General features: G+C 33.9%; 25 protein-coding genes. 4 read left to right on the forward strand and 21 right to left on the reverse strand.

The features are described from left to right. Positions 1 to 225 precede the first annotated feature (225 nt). Both B7R67_RS20860 and B7R67_RS20865 read right to left on the reverse strand, forming a co-directional pair. Positions 226 to 1,344, reverse strand: coding sequence for a M20/M25/M40 family metallo-hydrolase (locus B7R67_RS20860; RefSeq protein WP_088072919.1), 1,119 nt, complete (start codon positions 1,342 to 1,344; stop codon positions 226 to 228). Positions 1,345 to 1,381: 37 nt separating this feature from the next. Beyond that, positions 1,382 to 2,923, reverse strand: coding sequence for an acyl-CoA carboxylase subunit beta (locus B7R67_RS20865; RefSeq protein WP_088072920.1), 1,542 nt, complete (start codon positions 2,921 to 2,923; stop codon positions 1,382 to 1,384). 257 nt (positions 2,924 to 3,180) lie between these two features. On the opposite strand from B7R67_RS20865, the gene prli42 reads away from it, so the two are divergent. Then, positions 3,181 to 3,273: a stressosome-associated protein Prli42 gene (prli42, locus tag B7R67_RS22260; RefSeq protein WP_158095160.1), complete on the forward strand. Its 93-nt coding sequence runs from the start codon at positions 3,181 to 3,183 to the stop codon at positions 3,271 to 3,273. A 106-nt stretch (positions 3,274 to 3,379) separates the two neighbouring features. Here the strand turns inward: prli42 and B7R67_RS20870 are convergent, their stop codons facing one another. Both B7R67_RS20870 and B7R67_RS20875 read right to left on the reverse strand, forming a co-directional pair. Further along, a complete protein-coding gene (locus B7R67_RS20870) occupies positions 3,380 to 3,886 on the reverse strand; it encodes a L,D-transpeptidase (RefSeq protein WP_088072921.1) in 507 nt (168 codons plus the stop codon). 15 nt (positions 3,887 to 3,901) lie between these two features. Further along, positions 3,902 to 4,867 carry an aromatic acid exporter family protein gene (locus tag B7R67_RS20875; RefSeq protein ID WP_088072922.1) on the reverse strand — a complete coding sequence of 322 codons (966 nt, stop codon included), beginning with the start codon at positions 4,865 to 4,867 and terminating at the stop codon, positions 3,902 to 3,904. A 173-nt stretch (positions 4,868 to 5,040) separates the two neighbouring features. On the opposite strand from B7R67_RS20875, the gene B7R67_RS20880 reads away from it, so the two are divergent. Next, positions 5,041 to 5,565: an acyl-CoA thioesterase gene (locus B7R67_RS20880; RefSeq protein ID WP_088072923.1), complete on the forward strand. Its 525-nt coding sequence runs from the start codon at positions 5,041 to 5,043 to the stop codon at positions 5,563 to 5,565. 148 nt (positions 5,566 to 5,713) lie between these two features. Here the strand turns inward: B7R67_RS20880 and B7R67_RS20885 are convergent, their stop codons facing one another. From B7R67_RS20885 to B7R67_RS20905, 5 genes are all read right to left on the reverse strand, one after another. Then, entirely contained in the window at positions 5,714 to 6,436 is a 723-nt protein-coding gene (locus B7R67_RS20885; RefSeq protein WP_088072924.1) for an amino acid ABC transporter ATP-binding protein, read from the reverse strand. Then, positions 6,429 to 7,088, reverse strand: a complete 660-nt coding sequence (locus B7R67_RS20890; protein ID WP_088072925.1) for an amino acid ABC transporter permease — start codon at positions 7,086 to 7,088, stop codon at positions 6,429 to 6,431. Before B7R67_RS20890 ends, B7R67_RS20885 begins: the two co-directional genes overlap by 8 nt. A gap of 78 nt (positions 7,089 to 7,166) precedes the next feature. Continuing rightward, the gene (locus B7R67_RS20895; protein WP_088072926.1) at positions 7,167 to 8,507 is read right to left on the reverse strand and encodes an aspartate aminotransferase family protein; all 1,341 of its coding nucleotides are present in this window, start codon (positions 8,505 to 8,507) and stop codon (positions 7,167 to 7,169) included. Positions 8,508 to 8,618: 111 nt separating this feature from the next. Continuing rightward, positions 8,619 to 9,374, reverse strand: coding sequence for a transporter substrate-binding domain-containing protein (locus tag B7R67_RS20900; protein WP_088072927.1), 756 nt, complete (start codon positions 9,372 to 9,374; stop codon positions 8,619 to 8,621). Positions 9,375 to 9,833: 459 nt separating this feature from the next. Next, on the reverse strand, positions 9,834 to 10,319 hold the full coding sequence (locus B7R67_RS20905; RefSeq protein WP_235822237.1) for an NUDIX hydrolase: 486 nt from the start codon (positions 10,317 to 10,319) through the stop codon (positions 9,834 to 9,836). Positions 10,320 to 10,468: 149 nt separating this feature from the next. Between B7R67_RS20905 and B7R67_RS20910 the strand changes: the two genes are divergently transcribed. Next, positions 10,469 to 10,663 carry a hypothetical protein gene (locus tag B7R67_RS20910; RefSeq protein ID WP_088072928.1) on the forward strand — a complete coding sequence of 65 codons (195 nt, stop codon included), beginning with the start codon at positions 10,469 to 10,471 and terminating at the stop codon, positions 10,661 to 10,663. 244 nt (positions 10,664 to 10,907) lie between these two features. On the opposite strand, the gene B7R67_RS20915 is transcribed toward B7R67_RS20910, so the two are convergent. From B7R67_RS20915 to B7R67_RS20970, 12 genes are all read right to left on the reverse strand, one after another. Beyond that, positions 10,908 to 11,345, reverse strand: coding sequence for a BrxA/BrxB family bacilliredoxin (locus B7R67_RS20915; protein WP_088072929.1), 438 nt, complete (start codon positions 11,343 to 11,345; stop codon positions 10,908 to 10,910). 123 nt (positions 11,346 to 11,468) lie between these two features. Further along, the gene (locus B7R67_RS20920; protein WP_088072930.1) at positions 11,469 to 11,780 is read right to left on the reverse strand and encodes a hypothetical protein; all 312 of its coding nucleotides are present in this window, start codon (positions 11,778 to 11,780) and stop codon (positions 11,469 to 11,471) included. Between the two features lie 280 nt (positions 11,781 to 12,060). Further along, on the reverse strand, positions 12,061 to 13,308 hold the full coding sequence (locus B7R67_RS20925; protein ID WP_088072931.1) for an MDR family MFS transporter: 1,248 nt from the start codon (positions 13,306 to 13,308) through the stop codon (positions 12,061 to 12,063). A gap of 210 nt (positions 13,309 to 13,518) precedes the next feature. Then, positions 13,519 to 13,992, reverse strand: coding sequence for a GNAT family N-acetyltransferase (locus tag B7R67_RS20930; RefSeq protein ID WP_088072932.1), 474 nt, complete (start codon positions 13,990 to 13,992; stop codon positions 13,519 to 13,521). A gap of 107 nt (positions 13,993 to 14,099) precedes the next feature. Continuing rightward, positions 14,100 to 15,437 carry a dihydrolipoamide acetyltransferase family protein gene (locus tag B7R67_RS20935; RefSeq protein ID WP_088072933.1) on the reverse strand — a complete coding sequence of 446 codons (1,338 nt, stop codon included), beginning with the start codon at positions 15,435 to 15,437 and terminating at the stop codon, positions 14,100 to 14,102. A gap of 27 nt (positions 15,438 to 15,464) precedes the next feature. Then, complete coding sequence (locus tag B7R67_RS20940) at positions 15,465 to 16,448, reverse strand: alpha-ketoacid dehydrogenase subunit beta (RefSeq protein ID WP_088072934.1); 984 nt, start codon at positions 16,446 to 16,448, stop codon at positions 15,465 to 15,467. Positions 16,449 to 16,464: 16 nt separating this feature from the next. Next, positions 16,465 to 17,469, reverse strand: coding sequence for a thiamine pyrophosphate-dependent dehydrogenase E1 component subunit alpha (locus B7R67_RS20945; protein WP_088072935.1), 1,005 nt, complete (start codon positions 17,467 to 17,469; stop codon positions 16,465 to 16,467). A gap of 101 nt (positions 17,470 to 17,570) precedes the next feature. Continuing rightward, positions 17,571 to 18,992, reverse strand: a complete 1,422-nt coding sequence (gene lpdA, locus B7R67_RS20950) for a dihydrolipoyl dehydrogenase (RefSeq protein WP_088072936.1) — start codon at positions 18,990 to 18,992, stop codon at positions 17,571 to 17,573. 19 nt (positions 18,993 to 19,011) lie between these two features. Next, a complete protein-coding gene (buk, locus tag B7R67_RS20955; protein WP_208615681.1) occupies positions 19,012 to 20,112 on the reverse strand; it encodes a butyrate kinase in 1,101 nt (366 codons plus the stop codon). A gap of 124 nt (positions 20,113 to 20,236) precedes the next feature. Next, the gene (bcd, locus tag B7R67_RS20960) at positions 20,237 to 21,331 is read right to left on the reverse strand and encodes a branched-chain amino acid dehydrogenase (protein WP_088072938.1); all 1,095 of its coding nucleotides are present in this window, start codon (positions 21,329 to 21,331) and stop codon (positions 20,237 to 20,239) included. 29 nt (positions 21,332 to 21,360) lie between these two features. Then, positions 21,361 to 22,266 (reverse strand): phosphate butyryltransferase, encoded by a 906-nt coding sequence (gene yqiS, locus B7R67_RS20965; protein WP_088072939.1) that lies wholly within the window; start codon positions 22,264 to 22,266, stop codon positions 21,361 to 21,363. Positions 22,267 to 22,475: 209 nt separating this feature from the next. After that, positions 22,476 to 24,548 (reverse strand): sigma-54 interaction domain-containing protein, encoded by a 2,073-nt coding sequence (locus tag B7R67_RS20970; RefSeq protein WP_088072940.1) that lies wholly within the window; start codon positions 24,546 to 24,548, stop codon positions 22,476 to 22,478. A 187-nt stretch (positions 24,549 to 24,735) separates the two neighbouring features. On the opposite strand from B7R67_RS20970, the gene B7R67_RS20975 reads away from it, so the two are divergent. Continuing rightward, a complete protein-coding gene (locus tag B7R67_RS20975; RefSeq protein ID WP_088072941.1) occupies positions 24,736 to 24,984 on the forward strand; it encodes a DUF2627 domain-containing protein in 249 nt (82 codons plus the stop codon). The last annotated feature ends 180 nt before the right edge of the window (positions 24,985 to 25,164 follow it).

Raw genomic sequence — 25,164 nt, forward strand, 5'->3', positions numbered from 1 at the left:
GGGGTCTCACCCTTCCCGCTACTCCCATAGGAGTTTCGCACCTTCCACTCCAATCTATGTCTTTAAATATTCTATAAAAAGCCTTTTCATCAAGTAAATTCTCTTTGTGCATTTATACATAACTCATTCTAAATAGAATAATAACTGTTAATTAGTGGATCCTAACTTTAAATTTTAACAATAAAAAAAACGAGACATTTTAAGTGTCTCGTTTATTTTTATTTATTATTTTGCAACTTCTTCTACAATTGCGATTACCATTTCAGCAGTTTTAACTAATTCTTTAATTGGCATTCTTTCATTTGTAGTGTGGATTTCTTCATATCCAATTGCTAAGTTTACGATTGGGAAACCGTGTCCTGCGAATACGTTGGCATCAGATCCACCGCCACTTTGTTTTAATGCTGGTGTACGACCAATTTTTTCAGCTGCACGTTTTGCAACTTCAACTACATGGTCGCCATCGCCAAATTTAAATCCAGGGTACATGATTTGCACTTCAACTTCAGCACGTCCACCCATTTCAGAAGCTGCTTCTTCAAAAGCTGCTTTCATTTTAGCTACTTGAGCTTCCATTTTTTCACCGATTAATGAACGAGCCTCAGCTAAAATGTTCACTTGATCGCATACGATATTTGTTGCGCTACCACCTTCGAAACGACCGATATTTGCAGTAGTTTCTTCATCAATTCGACCTAATGGCATTCTTGCAATTGCTTTAGATGCAATTGTAATAGCTGATACACCTTTTTCAGGAGCAACACCAGCATGTGCAGTTTTACCATAGATTGTAGCAATTACTTTAGCTTGCGTTGGAGCAGCAACAATAATGTTACCTACTTCCTCATCACTATCTAATGCATATCCAAATTTAGTAGTAATTAATTTTGGATCCATTGCTTTTGCACCATGTAATCCAGATTCTTCACCAACTGAAATAATGAATTGGATTTCACCATGTTCAATATTTTTTTCTTTAATAATTTTAACAGCTTCTAAAAATGCTGCGATACCAGCTTTGTCATCTGCTCCAAGAATTGTCGTTCCATCAGTTACGATATAACCATCAGTAATTGAAGGTTTAATCCCTTTACCTGGTGTTACTGTATCCATATGACATGAGAAGAAAATACCGTCTACTCCTTCTTTCGTTGCAGGAATTGTAGCAACAATATTTCCAGCACCATGACCAGTCACGCCCATTGTGTCGTCTTCAAAAACTGTCATTCCAAGAGCTTCTAATTTTTGTTTTAAAACTTTAGCAATCTCAGCTTCAAACTTAGTTTCAGAGTCTACTTGTACTAATTCTAAAAATTCATCGACTATACGTTGTTCATTAATCATTGTGTTATGCCTCCATATTGTATATGTAAAAAAATGTCTACAAAGGTATATTACCATGTTTTTTAGCTGGGCGCTTTTCATTTTTGTTTTTTAATACATCTAATGATTGAATAAGCTTATTTCTTGTCATTCTAGGATCGATGACATCATCTACTAAACCATATTTTGCAGCAACATAAGGATTGGAAAATTTCTCTTTATATTGGTCCATCCAATTTGTTCTCAATTGATCTGGATGATCACTTTGATTAATTTCTTTTCCATAGAGTATATTAACAGCACCTGCAGCACCCATGACAGCGATTTCAGCGTTTGGCCATGCAAATACTAAATCAGCTCCGATTGATTTACTATTTAAAGCAACATAAGCACCACCAAATGCTTTCCTCGTGATTACTGTAACTTTTGGGACTGTTGCTTCAGAATATGCGTATAAAAGCTTAGCACCATGCCTTATTATACCTCCATGTTCTTGTTTTACACCAGGGAAAAATCCCGTGACATCAACAAAAGTAATGATTGGTATATTAAAACTATCACAAAAACGGATAAACCTTGCTCCTTTATCAGCAGAATGTAAATCTAATCCCCCTGCCATAAATTTAGGTTGATTACATACTAATCCAATCACATCTCCATTTAACCTAGCAAACCCAACAACTAAATTTTTAGCAAATTCTTTTTGGACTTCTAAAAAAGAACCGTCATCGACAATCATATCTACTATTTTTTTAACATCGTATGGACGGCTACTATCCTCAGGTATTAATTCTAATACTTCCTCTGTATTTTTATCATTTTTCATCTTAGGAGGTGATTTTCCTTCCCAATGTGAAGGTAAATAGTCGAGTAAATTTCTAACGATATTTAGCGCTTCCTCTTCTGAAGCAGCTTGAAAATGTGCATTTCCACTAATTTCATTATGCACTTTGGCTCCACCTAAATCCTCGGATGAAATTTTCTCACCAGTTACGCTTTCAATTACTTTTGGACCAGTGATAAACATTTGACTACTTCCATTTACCATTATGACGAAATCAGTAATTGCTGGCGAATAGACAGCTCCTCCTGCACACGGGCCCATTATAACTGAAATTTGTGGTACTACTCCTGAATAGATTGTATTACGATAAAAAACATGACCGTATCCGTCCAATGAAAGCACGCCCTCTTGAATCCTAGCTCCCCCTGAATCATTTAAACCAATTATTGGAGCTTTGCATTGTACTGCCATATCCATTAGCTGGCTGATTTTTTTTGCATGCATTTCTCCTAACGCTCCACCAAACACTGTAAAGTCTTGTGAAAATACAAAAACAGTACGTCCATCGATTTTTCCATAACCAGTTACAACACCGTCACATGCACCAGATTGTTCATCCATCCCAAAATCTGTACAACGATGCTGTACGAAGCTAAATAGTTCAACGAAACTGTCTTCATCTAATAATATTTCAATTCTTTCTCTCGCCGTATACTTTCCTCGTTCGTGTTGTTTTTCAATTCGCTCAAATCCACCACCTTGCTCTATTTCAGACTTTATTTCATATAATCGATAAAGATCATCGTATTTGCTCACTCGTGTTCCCCCTTTTTTCAATCTATTTATAAACTGGATTCATTTTATTAATTGGTTTAAGCCGCTCAATCTTTACCTTATTAGCTATGATAAAATGCAACCTTTACGCCCTGATCAAACAATCCCCTATACGTACAAGATATGCCTAATCATTTTCGGATTGATCAATGCTTTTCTAACATACATATGCTAAAATAGGACATGACTTGTTAATAATTCGCTAAGTAAATGTAATTTTAAATTAAGGTGGTAATCACATGAGAAAAAAAACACAAAAAATAGTCGTAGTGATTATGTTAATTTCAATGCTTGCTACTACATTACTTGCAGGTATCGCATCTCTTTTATAAACGGAAGACATTCTTGTCTCATATAAAAAGTCTAAAATATCGATCAAAACGTCAAAAGAGGATTCATCCAAAAGAAATTTGTTTTCTTAAAGATGAATCCTCTTTATCATTTTATCGCACCATTTTCGCGTGCTAGTTGTTCAAATGAACTTGCTGACGAAGTGATGAAAACTTTTGTTCCAAATGGAATTTTGTCAAATAATTCATTAACATCACTTGTATACATTCTTACACATCCATTTGAAATATATTTCCCAATCGTTGAAGGGTTATTATTGCCATGGATACCGTAAATGGAGCCATCTGTATTCAATGCATCAAAACCAATCCACCTAGAGCCTAATGGATTTCTTGGATCCCCGCCAGGTATATTCTTTTTCCTCCAATAAGGTAATCTCGCTTTGTATGTAATATTAAATGTCCCCTCAGGAGTCAAATCAGCTGTTTTACCGGTTGCAACTCTAAAAACTTTTTGTATTTTCCCATCGTCTATGTACGCTAAATAATTTATTTTCTTATTTATAATAATGAAAGGTTCTCCAACCCTTGGGTTTTGCCCAAGAGGCCAAAGAGGACTGATTACTAAAAATAATGACAGAACTAGTTTAAGCAATTAAACCTACTCCTCTCAATCAACCTTAAAGTATTTTCCCTTAAACTTGGATTTCATAATCAAAAAGCTTTCCATCTCATGAATAATTGTTAAAACTGCAGCCCTCGTTTCAAAATCATCAGCTGTTTGAGGTAATGGCATAGAACGAAACATTTGATAGATTTCTTCTAACTGATGAAGACAGATAGTTCCACTTATTTTAGGATTAATCGAATAGCTAAGATCATTAAAAAATTTTGATAAAATATGAGACTGCTCATTGCTCACTTTAATGTTACATACCGTTTTGATAATACGATAGATTACTTCAAGCTGCCTTTCCCTCAATAAGAAATATTCATAATCCTCATCATTCCTTAATTTAAAATAATGATTATCTATTTCTAATTTTGATGTGTTTTTTGCTTTTTGAAGTAAAATGACTGTTTCTTCATATTCCTCCAAAAAACATTTATTAGATGGCTCTTTTAGATAAATAGAAATTTTCTCAAATATAAAACAGAATTTAGAATCAATTTTAACTTTAAAACTTTTGATTTGGTCATCTAAACTTGGCATATATAAATTACATAACAAAGCAACTCCTATTCCAATCACGATGACAATGATCTCATTTAATATAATTGGAACTGTTATTTTTTCTAAATTATATAAATGAAGCATAATAACAGAGCTAGAAATTACACCTTCTTGAATTTTAAACATAACTAAGCTTGGAATAAAAAATAACAGTAATAATCCGATTGCCACAGCTGTATATCCAAATAAATAAAAGAAAAACAAACAAAATATGATATTGAGTATGCAAGCTAAAAATCTTCTAATAGCAGTTTCTAAAGAACGTCTTCTTGTTGGTTGAATACATAAAATTGCTATGATTCCCGCTGAAGAATAAAAATTTACCCCAATCGACTGTGCAATAAAAATTGCAAGCGCACTTCCAAACGCTGTTTTAACAACTCGCGAACCAATTCTATACATAATATCACCTTATATTAATGTTTTACTTTTCTATAAAATTGATTCTCTAAAAAACTTTATTGTAATGATTGAAAATTTCACCTTCAAATTCATTCATTAATTACCTACATATTTAGACTTATTTATAAATAGATTGGTAAAAATATCATTATTCTAAAAAAAGGTGTGAAGTTATGAGTTCAAAATACTGCCATGAATCACGTTCAACATTAACTATTCGGGTTTTTCCTACTGATTTAAACAATCACCGAACTTTATTCGGTGGAAAAATTCTTGCTGACATGGATATGACAGCCTCAATCACTGCATCTAGGCACGCTCGATTAAAATGTGTTACTGCTTCCATTGATCACGTTGACTTCTTACACCCAGTAACAGAAGAAGACTGTATTTCATATGAATCATTTGTAGTCGTTACAGGAAAGTCATCAATGGTAATTTTCGTAAAGGCAATTGCAGAAAATCTAATTACAGGAGAGCGCCGTGTTGCTGCTACTTCATTTTTAACTTTTGTTGGGATGAAAGAAAATAAAACAGTACCTGTACCATCCATCATACTTGAAACAGAGGAAGAAAAAGAGCTAGCTGAAATTGCAAAAGCTAGAATTGAAAACCGTAAAAGTAATAAGCTTATGAGTAAAAATATTGAAAGTATTATCTCGACGAAACCATTAAAATTAAAACAAAGTGAAGAATAATGTATTTCTTTTAAAGTTTTCGCACGGATAATTTTTTCGATTTTAACCAACAAAAAATCCTACTTTCTCGTTGAAAAAGTAGGATTTTTACATTCCATTATTTTAAAATTACTTGTTTTAGTTTAGCTATACTACTTTATTGATTGACTTACAAAACTTTCTCAAGAAATAGCTTTGCACGATCAGACTTTGGTCTAGTGAAAAGCTCGATTGGAGTTGAATCCTCAACTAGTTTTCCTTCGTCTAAGAATAAAATTCGATCAGCAACTTCTTTTGCAAATCCCATTTCATGTGTAACGATGACCATCGTCATTCCAGTATGAGCTAATGATTTCATTACCTCTAGTACTTCTTTTACCATCTCTGGATCAAGCGCTGACGTCGGTTCATCAAAAAGCATAATTTTAGGTTCCATCGCAAGCGCTCTTGCAATTGCAACACGTTGTTTTTGACCGCCTGAAAGCTTAGGTGGGTATACGTTTGCTTTTTCAAGAAGACCTACTTTTTCCAAAAGTTTTTTTGCATTATCTTCGGCTTTGCTTTTACTCATACCTTTTACATTTATCGGTGCATACGTAATATTCTCAAGAACTGTCATATGCGGGAAAAGGTGAAAATGCTGGAATACCATTCCCACATCTTCACGTATTTTCATAATATTATTTTTTGGGTTTGTAATTTCGATTTCGTCCATCCAAATAGTTCCCGCTGATGGAGATTCTAATAAATTGATGCAACGTAAAAATGTAGATTTACCAGAACCAGATGGACCAATTACAGCTACTACAGACCCTTGCTCAATCGTAGTTGTTATTCCTTTTAATACATGAACATTCCCGAAGCTCTTATTTAAATCAGTAATTTTAATCATTTGTACGTAATCTCCTTTCAACAGCCTTACCTAGAAGTGACAATAGCATAATGATAATATAATAGATTGCACCTACAAAAATAAGTGGCTCCATAAATGAGTAAGTCTCTCCACCTACTAAAAATGCTCTCCTCATTAAGTCAGATGCACCTATTACAGTTACCATCGCTGATTCTTTCGTTAAAGTAATAAATTCATTCATCAATGCTGGTAATATATTTTTAAATGCTTGAGGTAAAATAATTTTTGACATCATTTTACGATAAGGGATTCCTAATGCGGATGCAGCTTCTTGTTGACCTTTATCAACAGCCAGTATACCTGCACGAATAATCTCTGATACATAAGCTCCTGAATTTAATCCAAAAGCTAAAACCGCTGCTGGAAACTTCTCGATATCGAATCCAATTAATTGTGGTAGACCATAATAAATGATCATTAATTGTAAAACCATCGGTGTTCCACGAAAAATTGACGTATAAAAATCAGCTATTACAACTAGCCATTTTGCGCGGCTAATTTTCATTAATGCAAGTAAAATTGCTAAAACAATACCTAATAAAATTGAACAGAAAACTACAAGTAGTGTTAATTTTAATCCGGCTAATATATATGGAATTGAAGGGACAATTTGAGAAAAGTCTAAATTCATATTGTAGTACTCCTTTTCTATTGACTTTTAAATTGCAAATTTTATTCGACAAATTCTTTTTAGTTAAAGAGCACTGGTTTAGAAACCAATGCCCTTTGTTTCAAATAATTCATACCCAATGGATTGTTCATATTCTGTTAATGCTTCATCTAAGATCGCTAATCCATCATCGATTTGACTTTTCGTTACTGTTAAAGGTGGAATCATTCTAATTACCTCACTGTTGTTACCACAGAAATAGAATAAAACACCTTTTTCTAAAGCTAGGTCAAGAATTTTAAATAATCCATCACCACTTGGTTCTTTCGTAGCTGGGTTAATAATTTCAATACCGATCATTAAACCGATTGAACGAATACTTCCAATTACTGGATGTTTGGCTTTTAATTCATTCAGTTTTTCAACTGCATATGCTCCAACCACTCTTGTATTCTCTAATAATTTTTCTTCTTTTATAATCTCTAGTACTGCTAAAGCTGCTGAACAAGCTATTGGGTTTCCACCAAATGTTGTTCCATGACTACCAAGTGGCCACTGTTTCATTAGTTCATTCGATGCTACAGTCGCACTTAATGGAATGCCATTAGCAATTCCTTTCGCAATCGCCATAATATCAGGTGTAACATCAAATGTTTGTGCTGCAAACCAATTTCCAGTTCGCCCAAAGCCTGTTTGTACTTCATCAAAAATTAATAAAATATTATTTTGATTACAGATTTCACGAATCTTCTTTAACCAAGCTTTAGGAGGGACAATATATCCTCCTTCTCCAAGTACAGGTTCTACAATCACTGCAGCTACCTCTTCTGGAGTGACTTGATGATTGAATAAACGTTTGAAATCTTTTTCTAATTTCTCTACTACATATTGTTCTTCATCATAACCATCAGGGCATTCAGAAACATTTGCATAAGGAATTTGATAAGAACCTGTTGGTTGTAAGAATTTTCGATACTTACTTTTTGATGTAGTTACACTTAGTGCCCCCATAGAACGGCCATGGAAACAACCAATAAATGAAACAACATACGGACGTTTAGTAACATGTTTTGCTAGTTTAATAGCACCTTCAATTGCTTCTGTCCCACTATTACCAAAAAAGAAAGTATCTAAGTTACCAGGAAGTATTTCAGCTAATTCATCAGCTAACTTTAATATTGATTCATATACAATAACACCAGAAGGACCATGAGCTAAAGAATCAGCGCCATCTTTAATTGCTTGTACTACTTTAGGATGACGATGACCAACATTTGTAGTAGCAATTCCAGAAGTATAGTCTAAATATTTTTTACCATCTACCCCGTAGTAATAGCATCCTTCTTCTTTAACAACCGGTAAGTTCGGATGATCTTTTGCCATGCTTGGTGCTAAACGTAATGGCATTTTTTCTAATAAATGACTCCAATCTCTCTCCATCAATATTTCCTCCCCTTATGACTACGAAAAATCAGCTGTTATCGTTTATGTGATGAATTCTGTTCATCTTTTTCTATTCTCAAAATCCAGTATGCTTTGAACCGTCCCTTATTACTTTAAATCTCCAAACCATTTTTTAATTAATTTATCAACAGTTCCATCAGCCTTTAATTCAGCTAATGCTTTATCAAATTTTGGAGTTAATTTACTACCTTTTGGAAGTGCAACTGCTGAACCAGATTGTTCAAAGAAATCTTTCATTAATATTCCTTGCATTTCAGTTAATTTATTTAAATAACCACTTGCAACAGATTGTTCGATAATAACTGCATCAAAACGACCAGCTTTTAATTCTTCAACCATTTCAGGAATTCGGTTACGGTTTTCTACTTTAAATCCAGCTGTTTTAGAAACTTCAATCGCTTTTGTTTCTTGAATTGAACCAGCTTGTACACCGATTGTTTTACCTTTTAAATCTGCAATACTCTTAATATTTGAATCTTTATTTACAACTACTTCATTTTGATCTGTGAAATATGGTTTAGTGAAATCTGCATTTTTAGCACGAGCAGGTGTCTTTTTCATACCAGCCATAATAAAATCTACTTTATCTGCATTCATTGCAGTAATTAATGAACCAAAATCGATATCTTTTACTTGGATCTTATAACCAGTTTTCTTACCTAATGCATTAGCTAAATCAACATCGAAACCGACAATCTTATCATTTTTAGTATCTATAAATTCGTAAGGCTTATAATCTGCACTTGTTCCTAAGATTAAAGTTTTTTTATCCGACTTGTTACAAGCAGATAACATTCCAATTGTTAAGACAGATGCAGCTAATACTCCGATTATTTTTTTCATTTTATTTTCCCCCATTTTTATAATTTTTAAAAAATTCTAACTTATTATTCTTATTATCATTATTCGAAATCTATTAAACAACCTTTTTTTTCGAATGAATAATTATTTTATAAAATGAATTTTAACACATACTAATAAATATGCAATAGTATTTTTTTAGGTTATTTCTCTATTCTTTCAATAAACCCCAGTTTTACAAGGATAATATATGAAAATATTTTTCATCTAAATTCATTATTTTTATATATTTATACACATAGTTGTATATTCTTATATTTTTCATATCAATTCAATCACTTTAAAAATTTTCGACAAATCTCGCAAACCACTAGATGCATCTTACCAAATTCCATAAATCAATCTTTAAATGAAGCGTTTTCATGATTATTCAGAAAAAAAATACCATTTTACGAATGGTATTTTCATTTAAATGATTACAATATTCATTTATAAATTATTTTATGATATTAAAACCTCTTCATTTATTCTTACGTCAACTACTGATTTCCCCTTATAATAAAAAGAAAAGTGATGATTTCGCTCGTCATTTAAAAGTATAGGAAGAAAATATGGAATACACTCTCCTACTCCTTGATTTCGATCATCTAATACCCAATCAATCTTTTTCCAGTCTAAAATTCCTTCATTTATTTTAATAGGAGTTTCATAATGTAAGTCTCGGGAAACTTCTGTGAGAAATACATGCATCCCCCCGAAACACTCTTCATCTTCGTGCCATGTCACTTTTCCTCTATATACTATTTGATCTAACTCAATACTAATTCCTGTTTCTTCTTTAATTTCTCTCTGCACCGATTCTTTAATAGACTCATGCTCCTCTATTTTTCCACCTACACCATTCCATATCCCCATCGTAGGAGCTTTTAATCGATTTAACATTAATAATTCATCATTTCGTTTAATAAAGCATAAAGTATATTTCACGAATCTCACAAACCTTTCGAACAATCTACTAACTGTTTCTATTAATTATGGCATATTTTGTTAACAATTTGTCACGCGAAACAACTTTACTAATTATTTAGAATATTTTAAAATTTAATTAACATTCGATAGAAAAGGAGAGATGCGTTGTGGATCAATCAAATATTATTGATCTAAATCAATATCGGAAATTAAAAAAATATAGATTAGAATCATTCGCTTTTCGAGTAAAAAATGATGAATCAGCATATAAAGATGCATTGTGGTTACTAATTTTCACATGTTCGTTAGCAGCATTTTCGTTTTTTTTATTATTCTATTTTTTAAATAAAATTATTAACTGAATAAATTTTCACTTCAGTTTACATAACATTAATATCTACAAAAAGAAAACTCGCCGATTGGCGAGCCTTTAGTCGAAAAAAGAGAATTTATTGAACTTATACTTTATCTTAAAAATCGCAACTACGTAGAGTTTTCTACACTGCTGTCAATTTACACTTTCTTAATGTACAAAAAAGTACAAAATTTTATGGAAATCTCTTCATAAATTTTTGTACTTTTTTATTCAGTTTGATCTTCTAAATGTTAAATTTGTTCGCAGTATTGCTCAAAGTAATTTTGTAGTTTTTGAATAACTTGCATTGGTTCATGCCCTTCAATTTCGTGACGTTCAACCATTGCAACGAGTTCACCATCTTTTAATAATGCAAATGACGGAGAAGAAGGAGCTTTTCCAGTGAAATATTCACGAGCTTTAGCCGTTGCTTCTTTATCTTGACCTGCAAAAACAGTTACTAACTGGTCTGGTCTAGCATCATAATGAACTGAGTGAGCAGCAGCAGGACGGGCAATACCACCAGCGCAACCGCAAACTGAGTTTACCATTACTAACGTTGTTCCTTTCTTTTCTAACGCTTGCTCTACTTCATCAGGTGTTTTTAATTCTGTATAACCAGCTGCAACGATTTCTTGGCGGGCAGTATGGACAACATCATTCATAAAAAAATTAAAATTCATATTCATTTCATCTACTCCTTACATGCTTTTTTTCATCTTACCAATAGATTGGCAACTTGTTCAAGCTTTTGAACTTGCTGCATTCATTATTTCTTAAATAGAATCATTAATTTTTATTTCATTCTTACTTTATTCATTCACTAAATCGTCAATAATATTTGATAAATGAGCTAATTTAGTAATGGCATACCGGTAGTCTTTGTTCAATTCTTCAACAACACGAATTATTTTTAGATAAGGATTCTTTTTCTCAAAATGATTAATCTTTTCTTCACCACCAGCAACAAAGAGTACATTTGCATCTATTTTATTTTTTAATCCGTTTGAATGTAACGTAAATAAAACGTCTCTCATTAATTCTTCCTCTTGTTCACTAGCACCTTCCAAGATTATACAGTCCCAACTTAGTAATTTAAGCTGATTATATAGAAGTTTGTCCATATCTCTCCCTCCATATCGCTTGTTTATACAAATATATGAAGATGGTTACTAAAGCATACTTTAAGTGTATTCAATCTATACACTGAAAGGGGAAGAGCAGGAACAAGGAAATGCAGGATCAAGGGAAATTGAAAGGAAAAGATATTAAAACACTTTAGAGTATTTTATTGTTAATTCCTCCTACCTGCTTTGCCGCCTGTCCTGCCTACCCTGCCCTTCCCTGCCTTTCCTGCCTCTCCCATTTCAACACTCAAAAAAAAGAACGCTATAAGCGTTCTTTTTATGAATTAACTGTTAATTTTGTATCCGTTTGCTGTTCGACTTCTTTTCTTTTTTGAAAGAGCCGATTTACAAAAAACATCATTGGAAAACTTAAAAATGCGATTGCACTTATTATAACAAATGCATGCCCTCCCTTTTCATAACCGAAGTAAGCTAATAAACTTCCTCCTAAGGCAGGACCGAATACAAATCCTAATTTCGAGAATCCCATTGCACCAAAATAAGTACCTTTTAAATCTTCTGGCGCTAACTGATCGACAAATACATCTGTAAAAGTAAAAGCAAATATTTCTCCGATCGTTAAGACGATCATAACAATTGCTAACAAATAAAAGTTTGTAAATAAACCGAATCCAGCAACAGCTAAACTAACGATAATATTTCCAATCATCATTGAAACTGTTGGTGAAAAATTCTTCATTCTACTTACAATTGGGAATTGTAGTATAACAACCGTAACCGCATTAATAGTTGTTAAATATGCATACATTTTTACACCATCATGGAATTGTGGAGCATTTGCAAAATATTGAGACATTGTTGAAAAGCTTTGAGAATAGCCAAGTCCGTATATACAAATCGTCACAATTGTTAAAGCAAAAATAATATCTTTACGTAAAACAGAAAATGATTCCTTCATGGAAACTTTATTGTTTTGAGTTTGATTACCTTCACCAATTTTGTATTTTGATAGCATATAAAATAAAGTTATGCCATAAAAAAAGTAAACTATTCCGGATAACACAAATGGCAATGTACTGCGAGAACTACCTAAATATAGTCCAACTAATGGACCAACTGCAACCCCTACATTAATCGCAGCATAACGTAAATTAAAAACTAAAAGCTTTGATTTTTCATCTGTTAAATCAGAAAGTAATGCTCTTGAAGATGGTTCAAAAAATGAAGAGCAAATATTCAAAATAGAATTTAAAACAAAAAACCATGCAAATGTATCTCCTAAACCAAAGCCAATTAATGTAATTGACCATAGAAAAATACTACATAATAATATTGTTTTCCTTCCAATTCGATCAGAAAGAGATCCCCCTATAAAACTAAAAAACACCCCTAAAAAAGAAGATACTGTTAACATTACGCCTACCATCGCCGGTGAAATATGTTTTACAGACGTTAAATAAATCGCTAAAAATGGCATACTTACGGTACTAGCGAATCGAACGAATAATGTTCCAATTACAATATTCCAAGCAACTGGATGTACCCCTGACAAATTTTTAAACATCTTATCCCCCCCTATTTCTAAGATGTCACATATTTAAAAATTATCTAACAAATGTTACATTTTGTAAAGGGCAGGTAAAGAAATAGATAATCATATATATTGCTTATTATAATGAAAGTTAATTTCATGGGTTTATAGAGCAAGCTAGGTAAAGAACTAAAAAAGAAGGGTTTAGGTCAAATTCTACATACCTATCCCTTCATTCTTCATTTATAACTTGTTCTTCATCTCTCTATACAGATTGTCTTTTAAGATAGCCATAAATCGATTTTTACTGTTATCTATTACTTCAAAGCCATATTTACGATATAACGAGTGGGCGTCCTTTGTTCCGAGCATAAATACTCGAACTGTTGATAGTTCTCGATCATTCATTATTTCATCCATCAACCATTTTGATAAGCCAAGTTGGCGATGTTCAGGGAGTATAAATACATCTGCTAAATAGGCAAATGTAACACCATCAGAAACCACTCTTGCGAAGCCAACTTGGTTTGGTTCAGTTTCGGTAGGATTACCTTTGAAAACGCCAAAACAGAATGAACCGTTAATGAATCGATCTACATATTCGTATGGGATGTCGTTTGCCCAGTATGATTCTTTATCTAAAAAACTAAAAATAACATTCCTATCTAATAAATCCTTATTTGTTGATATGTAATATCCGTTTTTTTCAACAAGCATTGTCGTCTCACTCCTTTTTTATAATTTTAGAATAAACTATTTATTCATTATATTCCATCAAATAAAAAATAGCCTTACTCCATTTTGGAGTAAGGCCATTTCGAATATTAATATACGTTTGTATTTTCTTTTGTTGTGTTTTCTAGGATTTCTTTTACTCTTCCTAAGAATTTACCACAAATGAAACCATCAAGTACTCGGTGATCAAGAGATAAACATAAGTTAACCATATCACGAACACCAATCATTCCGTTTACAACAGCTGGACGTTTTACAATGCTTTCAATTTGTAAAATTGCAGCTTGTGGGTAGTTAATAATACCAGCACTTTGTACGCTACCAAATGAACCAGTATTGTTAACTGTAAACGTTCCACCTTGCATTTCGTCTGATTTTAATTTTCCAGTACGAACTTTTGTAGCTAATTCAGTAATTTCACGTGCAATACCTTTGATTGTTTTTTCATCAGCATTTTTGATAACTGGTACAAATAATGCATCATCAGTTGCTACAGCGATTGATAAGTTAATATCTTTCTTTTGGATAATTTTGTCGCCAGCCCACATTGAATTAATCATCGGGTATTCTTTAAGTGCTTGAGCTACTGCTTTAACAAAGAATGCGAAGAATGTTAAAGAGAAGCCTTCTTTTTTCTTGAATGAATCTTTTATGCTATTACGGTAATTAACTAAGTTTGTAACATCTACTTCGATCATCATCCAAGCGTGTGGAGCTTCATGCTTACTACGTAGCATATTTGCAGCAATTGCTTTACGTACACCTGTAACAGGAATTTCAATATCACCAACTGATGTAGGAACAACAGGTGCTGGTGCTGCAGTAGGTGCTTTCGTTACTTCAACAGCAGGTGCAGTTTGCGCTACAACTGGTTGAGAAGTAGTTTCTACAGCAACCGGTACTGGCGCTGTTTGTGGAACACCATTTGCAATCGCATTTAAAACGTCTTTACGCGTTACACGACCGTTGTTTCCTGTACCAGGAATTAGTGATAAATCAAGATTATTTTCTTGCGCTAAACGTAATACCGCTGGTGAAAAACGTACTTTACCTGACTCATCTGTTTTAGAGATTGTTTGAACAGGTGCAGCAGCAACTGGAGCCGCAGCTTGTGCCGGAGCAGGTACTGCTTTTTCAGCCGGTTTTGTTTCTTCAACTGAAGTAGCAGCTACTTCTTCAGAAGCACCTTCTACTTCAATCGTACAAATAATTTCACCTACAGCTAAAGTTTCACCTTCATTTGCAATTAATTCTTTAATTACACCTGTAAAAGATGAAGGTACTTCTGCATTTACTTTATCTGTCATAACTTCTGCTAATGGATCGTATTTATTTACACGGTCTCCTACTTTTACTAACCAAGTACTAATTGTACCTTCAGTTACACTTTCACCTAATTGAGGCATTTTAATATTTTCGATCATCATTATGTCCCCCTTTTTCAAACAGTGCCGTTAAAATGCTGCAAGTTCTCTAGCCGCTTTTTCGACTTTATCTGGATTTACCATAAAGAATTTTTCCATTGTTGGAGAATAAGGCATTGCTGGAACATCAGGGCCAGCTAAACGAGCGATTGGAGCGTCTAATTCAAATAAGCAATTTTCAGCGATAATTGCTGCAACTTCACTCATTACGCTTCCTTCTTTATTATCTTCAGTTACTAATAAAACTTTTCCTGTTTTAGAAGCAGCTTCTATAATTGATTCTTTATCTAATGGATAAATTGTACGTAAATCTAATACATGTGCAGAAATGCCATCTTGAGCTAATTTTTCAGCTGCTTGAAGAGCAAAATGTACACATAATCCGTAAGTAATAATTGTGATATCTTCACCTTCACGTTTTACATCAGCTTTTCCAATTGGAAGAACGTAATCAGTTTCAGGTACTTCACCTTTAATTAAACGATAAGCACGTTTATGCTCAAAGAAAATTACTGGGTCATTGTCACGAATTGCTGCTTTTAATAAACCTTTAACATCATACGGAGTAGAAGGCATTACAATTTTTAATCCTGGTTGACCTGCAAATACCTTCTCAACAGATTGAGAGTGGTAAAGTGCACCATGTACACCGCCTCCATAAGGAGCACGAATTGTAATAGGACAAGTCCAATCATTGTTTGAACGATAACGGATTCTTGATGCCTCAGAAATAATTTGGTTTACTGCAGGCATAATAAAATCAGCAAATTGCATTTCAGCTACTGGTCTAAGTCCGTACATTGCTGCACCAATACCAACACCTGCAATTGCAGATTCAGCAAGTGGCGTATCTAACACACGATCCTCACCAAATTGATCATAAAGACCATGAGTCGCTTTGAATACTCCACCTTTTAGTCCAACGTCTTCCCCTAATACAAAAACCTTAGGATCGCGTTCCATTTCCTCTTTTAACGCTAAAGTTACTGCATCTATATAAGAAATTACTGCCATATTGTCCTACCCCCTCTTATTCTTCGTAAACAAACTTCAATGCATGCTCAGCTGCTGCATATGGAGCGTTTTCTGCGTAGTCAGTTGCTTCATCAACAATCGCACGAATTTTTGTATCCATCTCTTTTTCTATTTCTTCTGTTAAGACACCAACTTCGTGAAGGTATTTAGCGAATGTAAATAAGCAATCTTTACTTTTTGCTTCTTCTACTTCTTCACGAGAACGATAAATACGATCATCATCATCACTTGAGTGAGCTGTTAATCGGTAAGAAACTGCTTCAATTAATGTAGGACCTTCTCCACGACGAGCACGGTCAGCTGCTTCTTTCGTTACACGGTAAACTTCTAATGGATCATTTCCATCAACAGTAAAACCAGGCATTCCATAACCAATTGCACGGTCTGATACTTTTTCACATGCTAATTGTTTCTCGATTGGTACTGAGATAGCATATTTATTATTTTCACACATGAAAATTACTGGTAACTTATGTACACCAGCAAAGTTAGCTCCTTCATGGAAATCACCTTGGTTAGAAGAACCCTCACCAAACGAAACCCATGATACTAGATCCTTACCTTCCATTTTTCCAGCTAAAGCTACACCTACAGCATGAGGTACTTGTGTTGTAACTGGAGAAGAACCTGTTACGATACGATTTTTCTTTTGACCAAAGTGACCTGGCATTTGACGACCACCAGAGTTTGGATCTTCTGCTTTTGCAAAACCAGATAACATTAATTCTCTTGCTGTCATTCCAAATTGTAAAACTACACCCATATCTCGGTAATATGGTAATACATAGTCTTTTGAATTATCTAATGCATATGCTGCTCCTACTTGAGCTGCTTCTTGACCTTGACAAGAAATAACGAACGGAATTTTACCAGCACGATTTAATAACCACATACGCTCATCGATACGACGTGCTAAAAGCATTGTTTCATACATACTTAGAACGTCATCATTTGATAAACCAAGCTGTTCATGACGGTTTGAAGTTGTAACCTTTTCCATTAATTTTGTCCCCCTTTTACCACACAAGTTGTGGAAGCGTTTTAAATCATATTTTGAGATGAAATGTAGAGACCCTACTCTCTACATTTCATTAAGTTAGATTAAGAATGAATTGCTAATCCTTCTACAGCAAGTGCTGCTTCTCCAATTGCTTCTGATAATGAAGGATGCGGATGAATTGTATGAGAAATTTCCCATGCAGTTGCATCTAATACTCGTGCTAATCCTGCTTCTGAGATCATATCAGTAACATGAGGTCCAATCATGTGGACACCTAATAGATCATTTGTTTCTTCATCAACAATAATTTTTACGAATCCATCATGCTCACCGTAAACTAAAGCTTTACCAATTGCACGGAAAGAGAACTTTCCTTTTTTAACTTTATAACCTTTTTCTTTTGCTTCACGCTCAGTTAGGCCAACTGATGCAACTTCTGGATTACTGTAAACACATTTACTAACCATCGTTGGATCTAATGGAAGTGGATTATTACCAGCAATATGCTCAACAGCAATTGTACCTTCTCTTGATGCAACATGGGCTAATTGTAAACCACCAATTACATCACCAATTGCATAAATATGAGATTCTTTTGTTTGGTAATTAGAATTTGTTTGAATAAAACCATTTTCTACAACGATGTCAGTATTCTCTATGCCGATTCCTTCAACATTTGCTTGACGACCTACAGATACTAGCATTTTCTCAGCTGTAAATGATTTTTCTTCATCTTTGTATAAAGCCTTAATTGTTACACCGTTATCGATTACTAACGTTTCAGCTAAAACTTTTGCATCTGTAACTAATTTAATTCCTTTTTTCTTTAATAATCTAGTCATTTCTTTAGAAATTTCTTCATCTTCTAAAGGTAAAATTGTTTTACTATACTCGATTACTGTAACCTCAACACCAAAATCTGCTAACATTGAAGCCCACTCAATTCCGATTACACCGCCACCGACGATAATAATTGACTTAGGAAGAGACTCCATTTTTAACGCCTCATCAGATGACATTACATGTTCACCATCAATAGTTAAACCAGGTAAAGACTTTGGTCTTGAACCAGTTGCGACTAATACGTTTTTAGGGATTAACATTTCATTCTCGCTACCATCGTTCATTTCTACAGAAATTGTTCCAGGCATTGGAGAGAAGATTGAAGGTCCTAAAATACGTCCTAAACCATTGTAAACATCAATTTTACCTTGTTTCATTAAGTGTTCTACACCTTTATGAAGACCAGCAACGATATTTTCTTTTCTTTGTTGTACTTTACTAAAATTTAATGTTACGCCTGATGTTTCAACACCAAACTCTTCACTTTTTTTAGCAGTTGAAAAAACTTCAGCACTACGTAGTAATGCTTTACTTGGAATACATCCTGCATGTAAGCAAGTTCCACCAAGTTTATTTTTTTCTACTACTGCTACTTTTAAACCTAATTGAGAAGCGCGAATAGCAGCTACATAACCACCTGTACCGCCACCAAGTACGACTAAATCATATTCTGTTGCCATGATGAAATTCTCCTCACATTTATACTAAAGTTTTAACTGCATAATCTCCAGGATAGATTTTTGCTTCTTCTTCTTCACGAAGTACACGTAAAGCACCTTCACATAAAGCTTGAAGTTCATTTTCACCTGGTAATACAATCACACGTGACATCCATTTTACTCGTTTCGTAATTTCATTAACGATAAAATCACTATAAGCGATTCCACCAGTTAAGATAATTGCATCGATATTGCCTTCTAAAACTGCCGCTGCACTACCGATTTCCTTTGCAACTTGATAAGCCATTGCTTCATATACTAACGCAGCTTTTTGGTCACCGTCTTCAATCATATTTTCTACTTTAATTGCATCAGCAGTACCAAGATAGCTAACTAATCCACCTTGACCAACCATCATTTTTTGAACTTCATTAATATAGTAATCACCAGAGAAACAAAGTTTTATTAAATCACCGATTGGAACCGTTCCTGCACGCTCTGGACTAAATGGTCCTTCACCATCTAAACCGTTATTTACGTCGATTACACGACCTTTTTTATGAGCACCAACACTCACACCACCACCCATATGGGCGATAATAAGATTTAATTCGTTATATGGCTGTTCTAACTGTTTTGATACTTTGCGAGCAACTGCCTTTTGGTTTAACGCATGAAAAACACTTCTTCTTTCCATAAGTGATTGACCGCTAATTCTTGCTACTGGCTCTAATTCATCAACAACTACTGGATCAACAATAAATGCTGGAATATTTAAACCTTGTGCAATCTCATTTGCAATGATACCACCAAGATTTGAAGCATGCTGACCACTATAGCCAATTTTTAAATCTTCAAGCATGATATCATTTACAGCATAAGTACCACCTTCGATTGGTCTTAAAAGACCACCTCGACCACAAACAGCACTTAATTTAGAAATGTTAATTCCTTCTTTGTGTAACACCTCTAAAATAACATTTTTTCTAAACTCATATTGATCAATAATTGTCTTATATTTATTTAATTCTTCATCATCATGGCGTATTGTTTGTTCAAAAATTGGTTTTTCATCATCAAATACACCAACCTTTGTGGATGTGCTGCCAGGATTAATCACTAATATACGATGCATTGTCAACACTCTCCCTTCATTAAAGTTTACCTTACCTTTATAAGTAGAAAGAAAGAGCTACATATCACTTCACTCTTTCTTTCCATCTAAAAAATAAAGGAATAAATTTTAAAGTCTATTTTATGAATGATTATCGTCTGCTAATAATGCTGTGACCATTTGATAAGAACTGGCTACGAGACTTTGCCATTGTAGCAATACGCTCTTCTGCTAAACGGTCTGCTGCTAAATATGTTGGAATACCATCACGTTTAGAAATTTCGATAACTTTAGCAATGTTATCATAAACACCTTCAACTTTTTTCATTGCACGTTCACGGTTATATCCGTATAATTCGTCAGCTACGTTGATTACTCCACCAGCATTAATTACATAGTCAGGAGCATAAACAATACCTAATTCGTGAATTAAATCACCGTGACGAGTTTCTTTTAATTGGTTATTTGCAGCTCCAGCAATTACTTTCGCTTTTATTTGTGGAATCGTTTTATCATTGATAATTGCACCTAAAGCACATGGAGCATAAATATCACATTCAACACTATAGATATCATCTGGGTCAACAGCAGTTGCACCGAATTCTTCAACAGCACGTTGAACTGACTCTTTGTTGATATCAGTTACGATTAATTGAGCACCTTCTTCATGTAAATATCTACATAAGTTAAATGCAACATTACCAACACCTTGTACTGCAATTACTTTACCTTCTAAGCTATCTGTTCCAAAAGCTTCTTTTGCAGCAGCTTTCATACCACGATAAACACCAAATGCAGTTACTGGTGATGGGTTACCTGAAGAACCAAATGAAGGTGAAATACCTGTTACATAATCAGTTTCTTCATGGATTAAGTCCATATCCGCAACAGTAGTACCTACGTCTTCAGCAGTAATGTAACGTCCGTTTAAGCCTTGAATATAACGTCCAAATGCACGGAACATTGCTTCATTTTTATCTTTACGTGGATCACCGATAATTACAGTTTTTCCTCCACCTAGGTTTAAGCCAGCAGCAGCATTTTTATAAGTCATACCTTTAGCTAAACGAAGTGCATCTTCAATTGCAGCTTCTTCATTTTCATAAGTCCACATTCTTGTGCCACCTAATGCTGGACCTAAAGTTGTATCATGAATCGCGATAATCGCTTTTAATCCTGATGCTTTATCTTGACAAAAAACTACTTGCTCATAATCATAAGTTTCTAAGTATTTGAAAATTTCCATGTACTAACAGCTCCCTTAAATGTGTAAGTTTAGTTTTTAGAATTGCATATAGCTAATGCTAATGAATATAATTTTGTCATTGCAGAGTCTGAACGCGATGTTAAAACAATAGGTGCCTTAGCTCCAGCAATTAATGCAGCCACTTCTGAGTTAGCCATAAAGACTAAAGATTTATATAAAATATTTCCAGTTTCTATTGTAGGAACTAATAAAATATCAGCTCGACCAGCAACTTCGCCAGTTAAACCTTTATGTTCAGCTGCTTCAATAGAAATGGCATTATCTAGCGCTAATGGTCCATCAACGATACAATTTTTGATTTGCCCTCTTGTATTCATGACAGTTAGTGATGCTGCATCTAGTGTTGCTTGCATTGCAGGATTTACTACTTCAACAGCTGCCAATACAGCAACCTTAGGGGTTTCGATTCCTACTTTCCTTGCAATATCAACACTATTTTCAATAATTTTTACCTTTTGTTCTAAAGTTGGGGCAATATTCATCGCCGCGTCAGTAACGATTACTGCATTTTCTCTACCTGGTACATCAAATATCGCTACATGAGATAAAACGCCTTTATCTCGTAAACCATATTCTTTATTCAATACTTCTTTTAGAAGAACTGAAGACGAAAGATTACCTTTCATGACAATTGAAGCTTCTCCAGAGCGAACAGCTACAACTGCATTTTTAGCAGCTTCTTGATTTGTATTTGAATGAACAATTTTTAATCGTTCTGCAAATTTATTATTTTTTAATAAATCTTCATACAATTCGTAGATCGCTTGCTCATTTCCGAAAAGTAAAAAATTTGCTAAGTCATTATCCAATGCTAACGCAACAGCTTCTTTTACTTCAAAATCTTCAGCTACTGCAACAGCTACAGTTTGAACAGCATGACTTTTCGCACGTATCATTATATCTGTTAAATTCATTGAAAGCCCTTCCTTTCATCCCCCTGCACTATATATAGCAATTCGCGTGCCAACTTTTCAAAAAGGAACTAACTATTTTAAAAATAGTTGAAAAGCCTTACATTACCAACAGATTAGTACCAGGTGCTAGTAACACCAATAAATCTATTCTACAACAATATTTAGAAAAATAACAGTAATTGTATGCAGAAATATTCATAGCACGCAAATTATTGCGTGCTATTTTTTGCAGAGTGGTACTTTTCCAATTTATAATATAAATTTCTAACGGAAATACCTAGCTCTTTTGCTGATTTCGTTTTATTCCCATTATTCTTCTGTAATATTTTTTCAATTATTTCACCTTCATAATTTACGACCATCTCATCAAGGGAGCTTATTTCTTCTATTCTAATTTCTTTTTGATCAACAGGTTGCTCTTGTTTTGTCTGTACAATAGCAGATAAATGTTCAGGAAGAATCTGCAACTCATTAAATTTCATAAAAATAACAGCTCGTCCTAATACATTTTCCAGCTCCCTAACATTACCTGGCCAATGATAACTTTTTAATTTATTTAATGCTGATGGTGAAATCCCTTCAACATTTCGCCCATAGTCCTGATTTATTTTCGCCAATAATCTTTCGCCAATTGGTAAAATATCTTCTATACGATCTTTTAATGCAGGAATGATAATCGGAAGTTTATTTAAACGATAATACAAATCTTCACGGAACTTCCCTTCAATAATCGCTTCTTCTAAATGTACATTTGTTGCTGCGATTACACGTACATTAATTGGAATAGCTTTTGTCCCACCAACTCGTCTAATTTCTTTTTCTTGTAGGACCCTTAATAGTTTGGCTTGCATCGCAGGTGATAATTCTCCAATTTCATCTAAGAAAATACTACCATTGTTCGCTTCTTCAAATAGACCTCTACTTCCACCGCGTTTTGCACCTGAAAAAGCACCTTCTTCATAACCAAACAGTTCACTTTCCAATAACGACTCTGAGATTGCAGCACAATTTACTCTAACGAATTTATTATATTTGCGATCGCTTTCATTATGGATTGCATGAGCAAATAATTCTTTACCAGTTCCAGATTCTCCACGAAGTAAAACAGTTGCTGGCGTACTTGCCGCTAATTTCGCCTGCATGATCGCCAAATGAATACCTTCAGAATCACCTGCAATATCCTCGAATGAATATTTTGCCTCTAAGGTTCTAATAATTTGGCGGGCTCTATGAAGTTCATTTGTAAGTTGAGAAATTTCAGAAACGTCATGTATTACACCAACACTTCCTTTTAATTCTCCATCCACAATTACAGGAGCAACATTCACTAATACATCTCGATTTTGCTTTCCAACCTTCATTCGTTCACCGCGGACAGCCTGTTTTGTCTTTAGAACTTTTAAATGAACACTTTCTCCTTCAGCAATATCTGTTGTCGCAATTTTACCAATTACTTGTTCCTTTGTTAGACCTGTTAATCTTGTATACGCAGGATTGATGATGATTCCATTCCCTTTCTCATCTACTACCGATATGGCCTCATCTGAGCTTTGAATAACAGCTTCAAGCATGCTATGGACTTCTTTTAAATTCGTAACTTCTTCCGCTAAATCTAATACTTCTGTATCATCTTTAAAGACAGAAATAGCCCCTTCAAGTTCTCCATCTTCTCGAAAGATTGGAATACGTGTTGTAAAAATTTTGCTACCGTTAATTAAAATATGTTCTTGGTTAATTTCCTTCTTTTTCGTTTGTAAAACTCGAGGCAATTTACTTGTAGGTACAACATCTAAAATATACCTACCAATTGCTTCTTTTCGATCAATTTGTAACATCCTCTCAGCAGAACGATTAAATAAAAGAATTTTCCCCCATTTATCAACAACAATCATTCCATCATGAGTATTATCCAAAATTAATTCTTGCTGCCTTTTTTTATTACTAATTAAATGAAAAAGAGATTCCTTCTCTTTCACAAGTTCGGCAATCATTTTTGCAACCGTCCCCGGAATTACCAATGTATGATTTGCTTTACAATTAACTATTTCTTGATGTAAAGATTCATCTCCAGTGGTGTTGAATACTACATCAATTTCGTCAGTTAAATTTGATTTCCAATCTTTTAAAATTGGAATATGTAAACTTTTAGCAAGTTCTAATCCTTTCGCTTCTTTAATCATATCTACTACTGCAACAACATTAAACAAATCAGAATGCGACAGAAACCTTAATACTGCGGTTCCTCCTGTTCCCATTCCGACGATTATTACGTTTTGTTTCATCTTAGTTCACCTACTAATTTCAACAAATTATTAAACACATTAGATAATTATATATAGAAACTTGTTAATTCGTCTATTTCTAACGTTTTATTAATCTTGACAACACTTTTTTTGTATAAGATTATGAAGACAGAGAATATTACGTTTTACTATATATTGTTACTAATTATCGGAGGAATAAATAATCATGAAAGAATCTTTTACACGTATGTTAGCATTCGTTGTGATTGTTATACCAATAGCTTTAGCAGTTATCGGAATTAAATTACTACGTGATACTGTTTTTCTAATCCATTCATTTGGCATACCTAATCTTCCTTTACAATTACTAATTGGAATCGTCTCTTTAGGTGTTGGTTTTTATTTAGTTGGAAGCTTTGTTTTATTTAGAGACCGTAAACGAAACAAAGTTCAAGGAAGATTTTTAAAAAGATAATTTTATACCAAAAATAAAAAGTGCTTATAATTAAGCACTTTTTTTACGTTGTTGAAAAATAACCTTGTCAAATAATGACCAAATTTTCGTAAAGGAAGTTGAGTGACGTTCATTTCCACTACAGTATGCTCGCTTTCCATGGGGCGAAACCTGAGCCTCCTCGGCAAGCCTGCGGGGTCT

The organism is Gottfriedia luciferensis, from assembly GCF_002156865.1.
In the GTDB taxonomy this organism is placed as follows: Bacteria; Bacillota; Bacilli; order Bacillales; family Bacillaceae_G; genus Gottfriedia; species Gottfriedia luciferensis.

Bases quoted from the DNA above. Each gene is read 5' to 3' on its own strand.
- B7R67_RS20860 (WP_088072919.1), bottom strand. From the start codon at position 1,344: ATGATTAATGAACAACGTATAGTCGATGAATTTTTAGAATTAGTACAA.
- prli42 (WP_158095160.1), top strand. From the start codon at position 3,181: ATGAGAAAAAAAACACAAAAAATAGTCGTAGTGATTATGTTAATTTCA.
- B7R67_RS20875 (WP_088072922.1), bottom strand. From the start codon at position 4,867: ATGTATAGAATTGGTTCGCGAGTTGTTAAAACAGCGTTTGGAAGTGCG.
- B7R67_RS20880 (WP_088072923.1), top strand. From the start codon at position 5,041: ATGAGTTCAAAATACTGCCATGAATCACGTTCAACATTAACTATTCGG.
- B7R67_RS20885 (WP_088072924.1), bottom strand. From the start codon at position 6,436: ATGATTAAAATTACTGATTTAAATAAGAGCTTCGGGAATGTTCATGTA.
- B7R67_RS20890 (WP_088072925.1), bottom strand. From the start codon at position 7,088: ATGAATTTAGACTTTTCTCAAATTGTCCCTTCAATTCCATATATATTA.
- B7R67_RS20895 (WP_088072926.1), bottom strand. From the start codon at position 8,507: ATGGAGAGAGATTGGAGTCATTTATTAGAAAAAATGCCATTACGTTTA.
- B7R67_RS20900 (WP_088072927.1), bottom strand. From the start codon at position 9,374: ATGAAAAAAATAATCGGAGTATTAGCTGCATCTGTCTTAACAATTGGA.
- B7R67_RS20915 (WP_088072929.1), bottom strand. From the start codon at position 11,345: ATGAATATGAATTTTAATTTTTTTATGAATGATGTTGTCCATACTGCC.
- B7R67_RS20920 (WP_088072930.1), bottom strand. From the start codon at position 11,780: ATGGACAAACTTCTATATAATCAGCTTAAATTACTAAGTTGGGACTGT.
- B7R67_RS20925 (WP_088072931.1), bottom strand. From the start codon at position 13,308: ATGTTTAAAAATTTGTCAGGGGTACATCCAGTTGCTTGGAATATTGTA.
- B7R67_RS20930 (WP_088072932.1), bottom strand. From the start codon at position 13,992: ATGCTTGTTGAAAAAAACGGATATTACATATCAACAAATAAGGATTTA.
- B7R67_RS20935 (WP_088072933.1), bottom strand. From the start codon at position 15,437: ATGATGATCGAAAATATTAAAATGCCTCAATTAGGTGAAAGTGTAACT.
- B7R67_RS20940 (WP_088072934.1), bottom strand. From the start codon at position 16,448: ATGGCAGTAATTTCTTATATAGATGCAGTAACTTTAGCGTTAAAAGAG.
- B7R67_RS20945 (WP_088072935.1), bottom strand. From the start codon at position 17,469: ATGGAAAAGGTTACAACTTCAAACCGTCATGAACAGCTTGGTTTATCA.
- lpdA (WP_088072936.1), bottom strand. From the start codon at position 18,992: ATGGCAACAGAATATGATTTAGTCGTACTTGGTGGCGGTACAGGTGGT.
- bcd (WP_088072938.1), bottom strand. From the start codon at position 21,331: ATGGAAATTTTCAAATACTTAGAAACTTATGATTATGAGCAAGTAGTT.
- yqiS (WP_088072939.1), bottom strand. From the start codon at position 22,266: ATGAATTTAACAGATATAATGATACGTGCGAAAAGTCATGCTGTTCAA.
- B7R67_RS20970 (WP_088072940.1), bottom strand. From the start codon at position 24,548: ATGAAACAAAACGTAATAATCGTCGGAATGGGAACAGGAGGAACCGCA.
- B7R67_RS20975 (WP_088072941.1), top strand. From the start codon at position 24,736: ATGAAAGAATCTTTTACACGTATGTTAGCATTCGTTGTGATTGTTATA.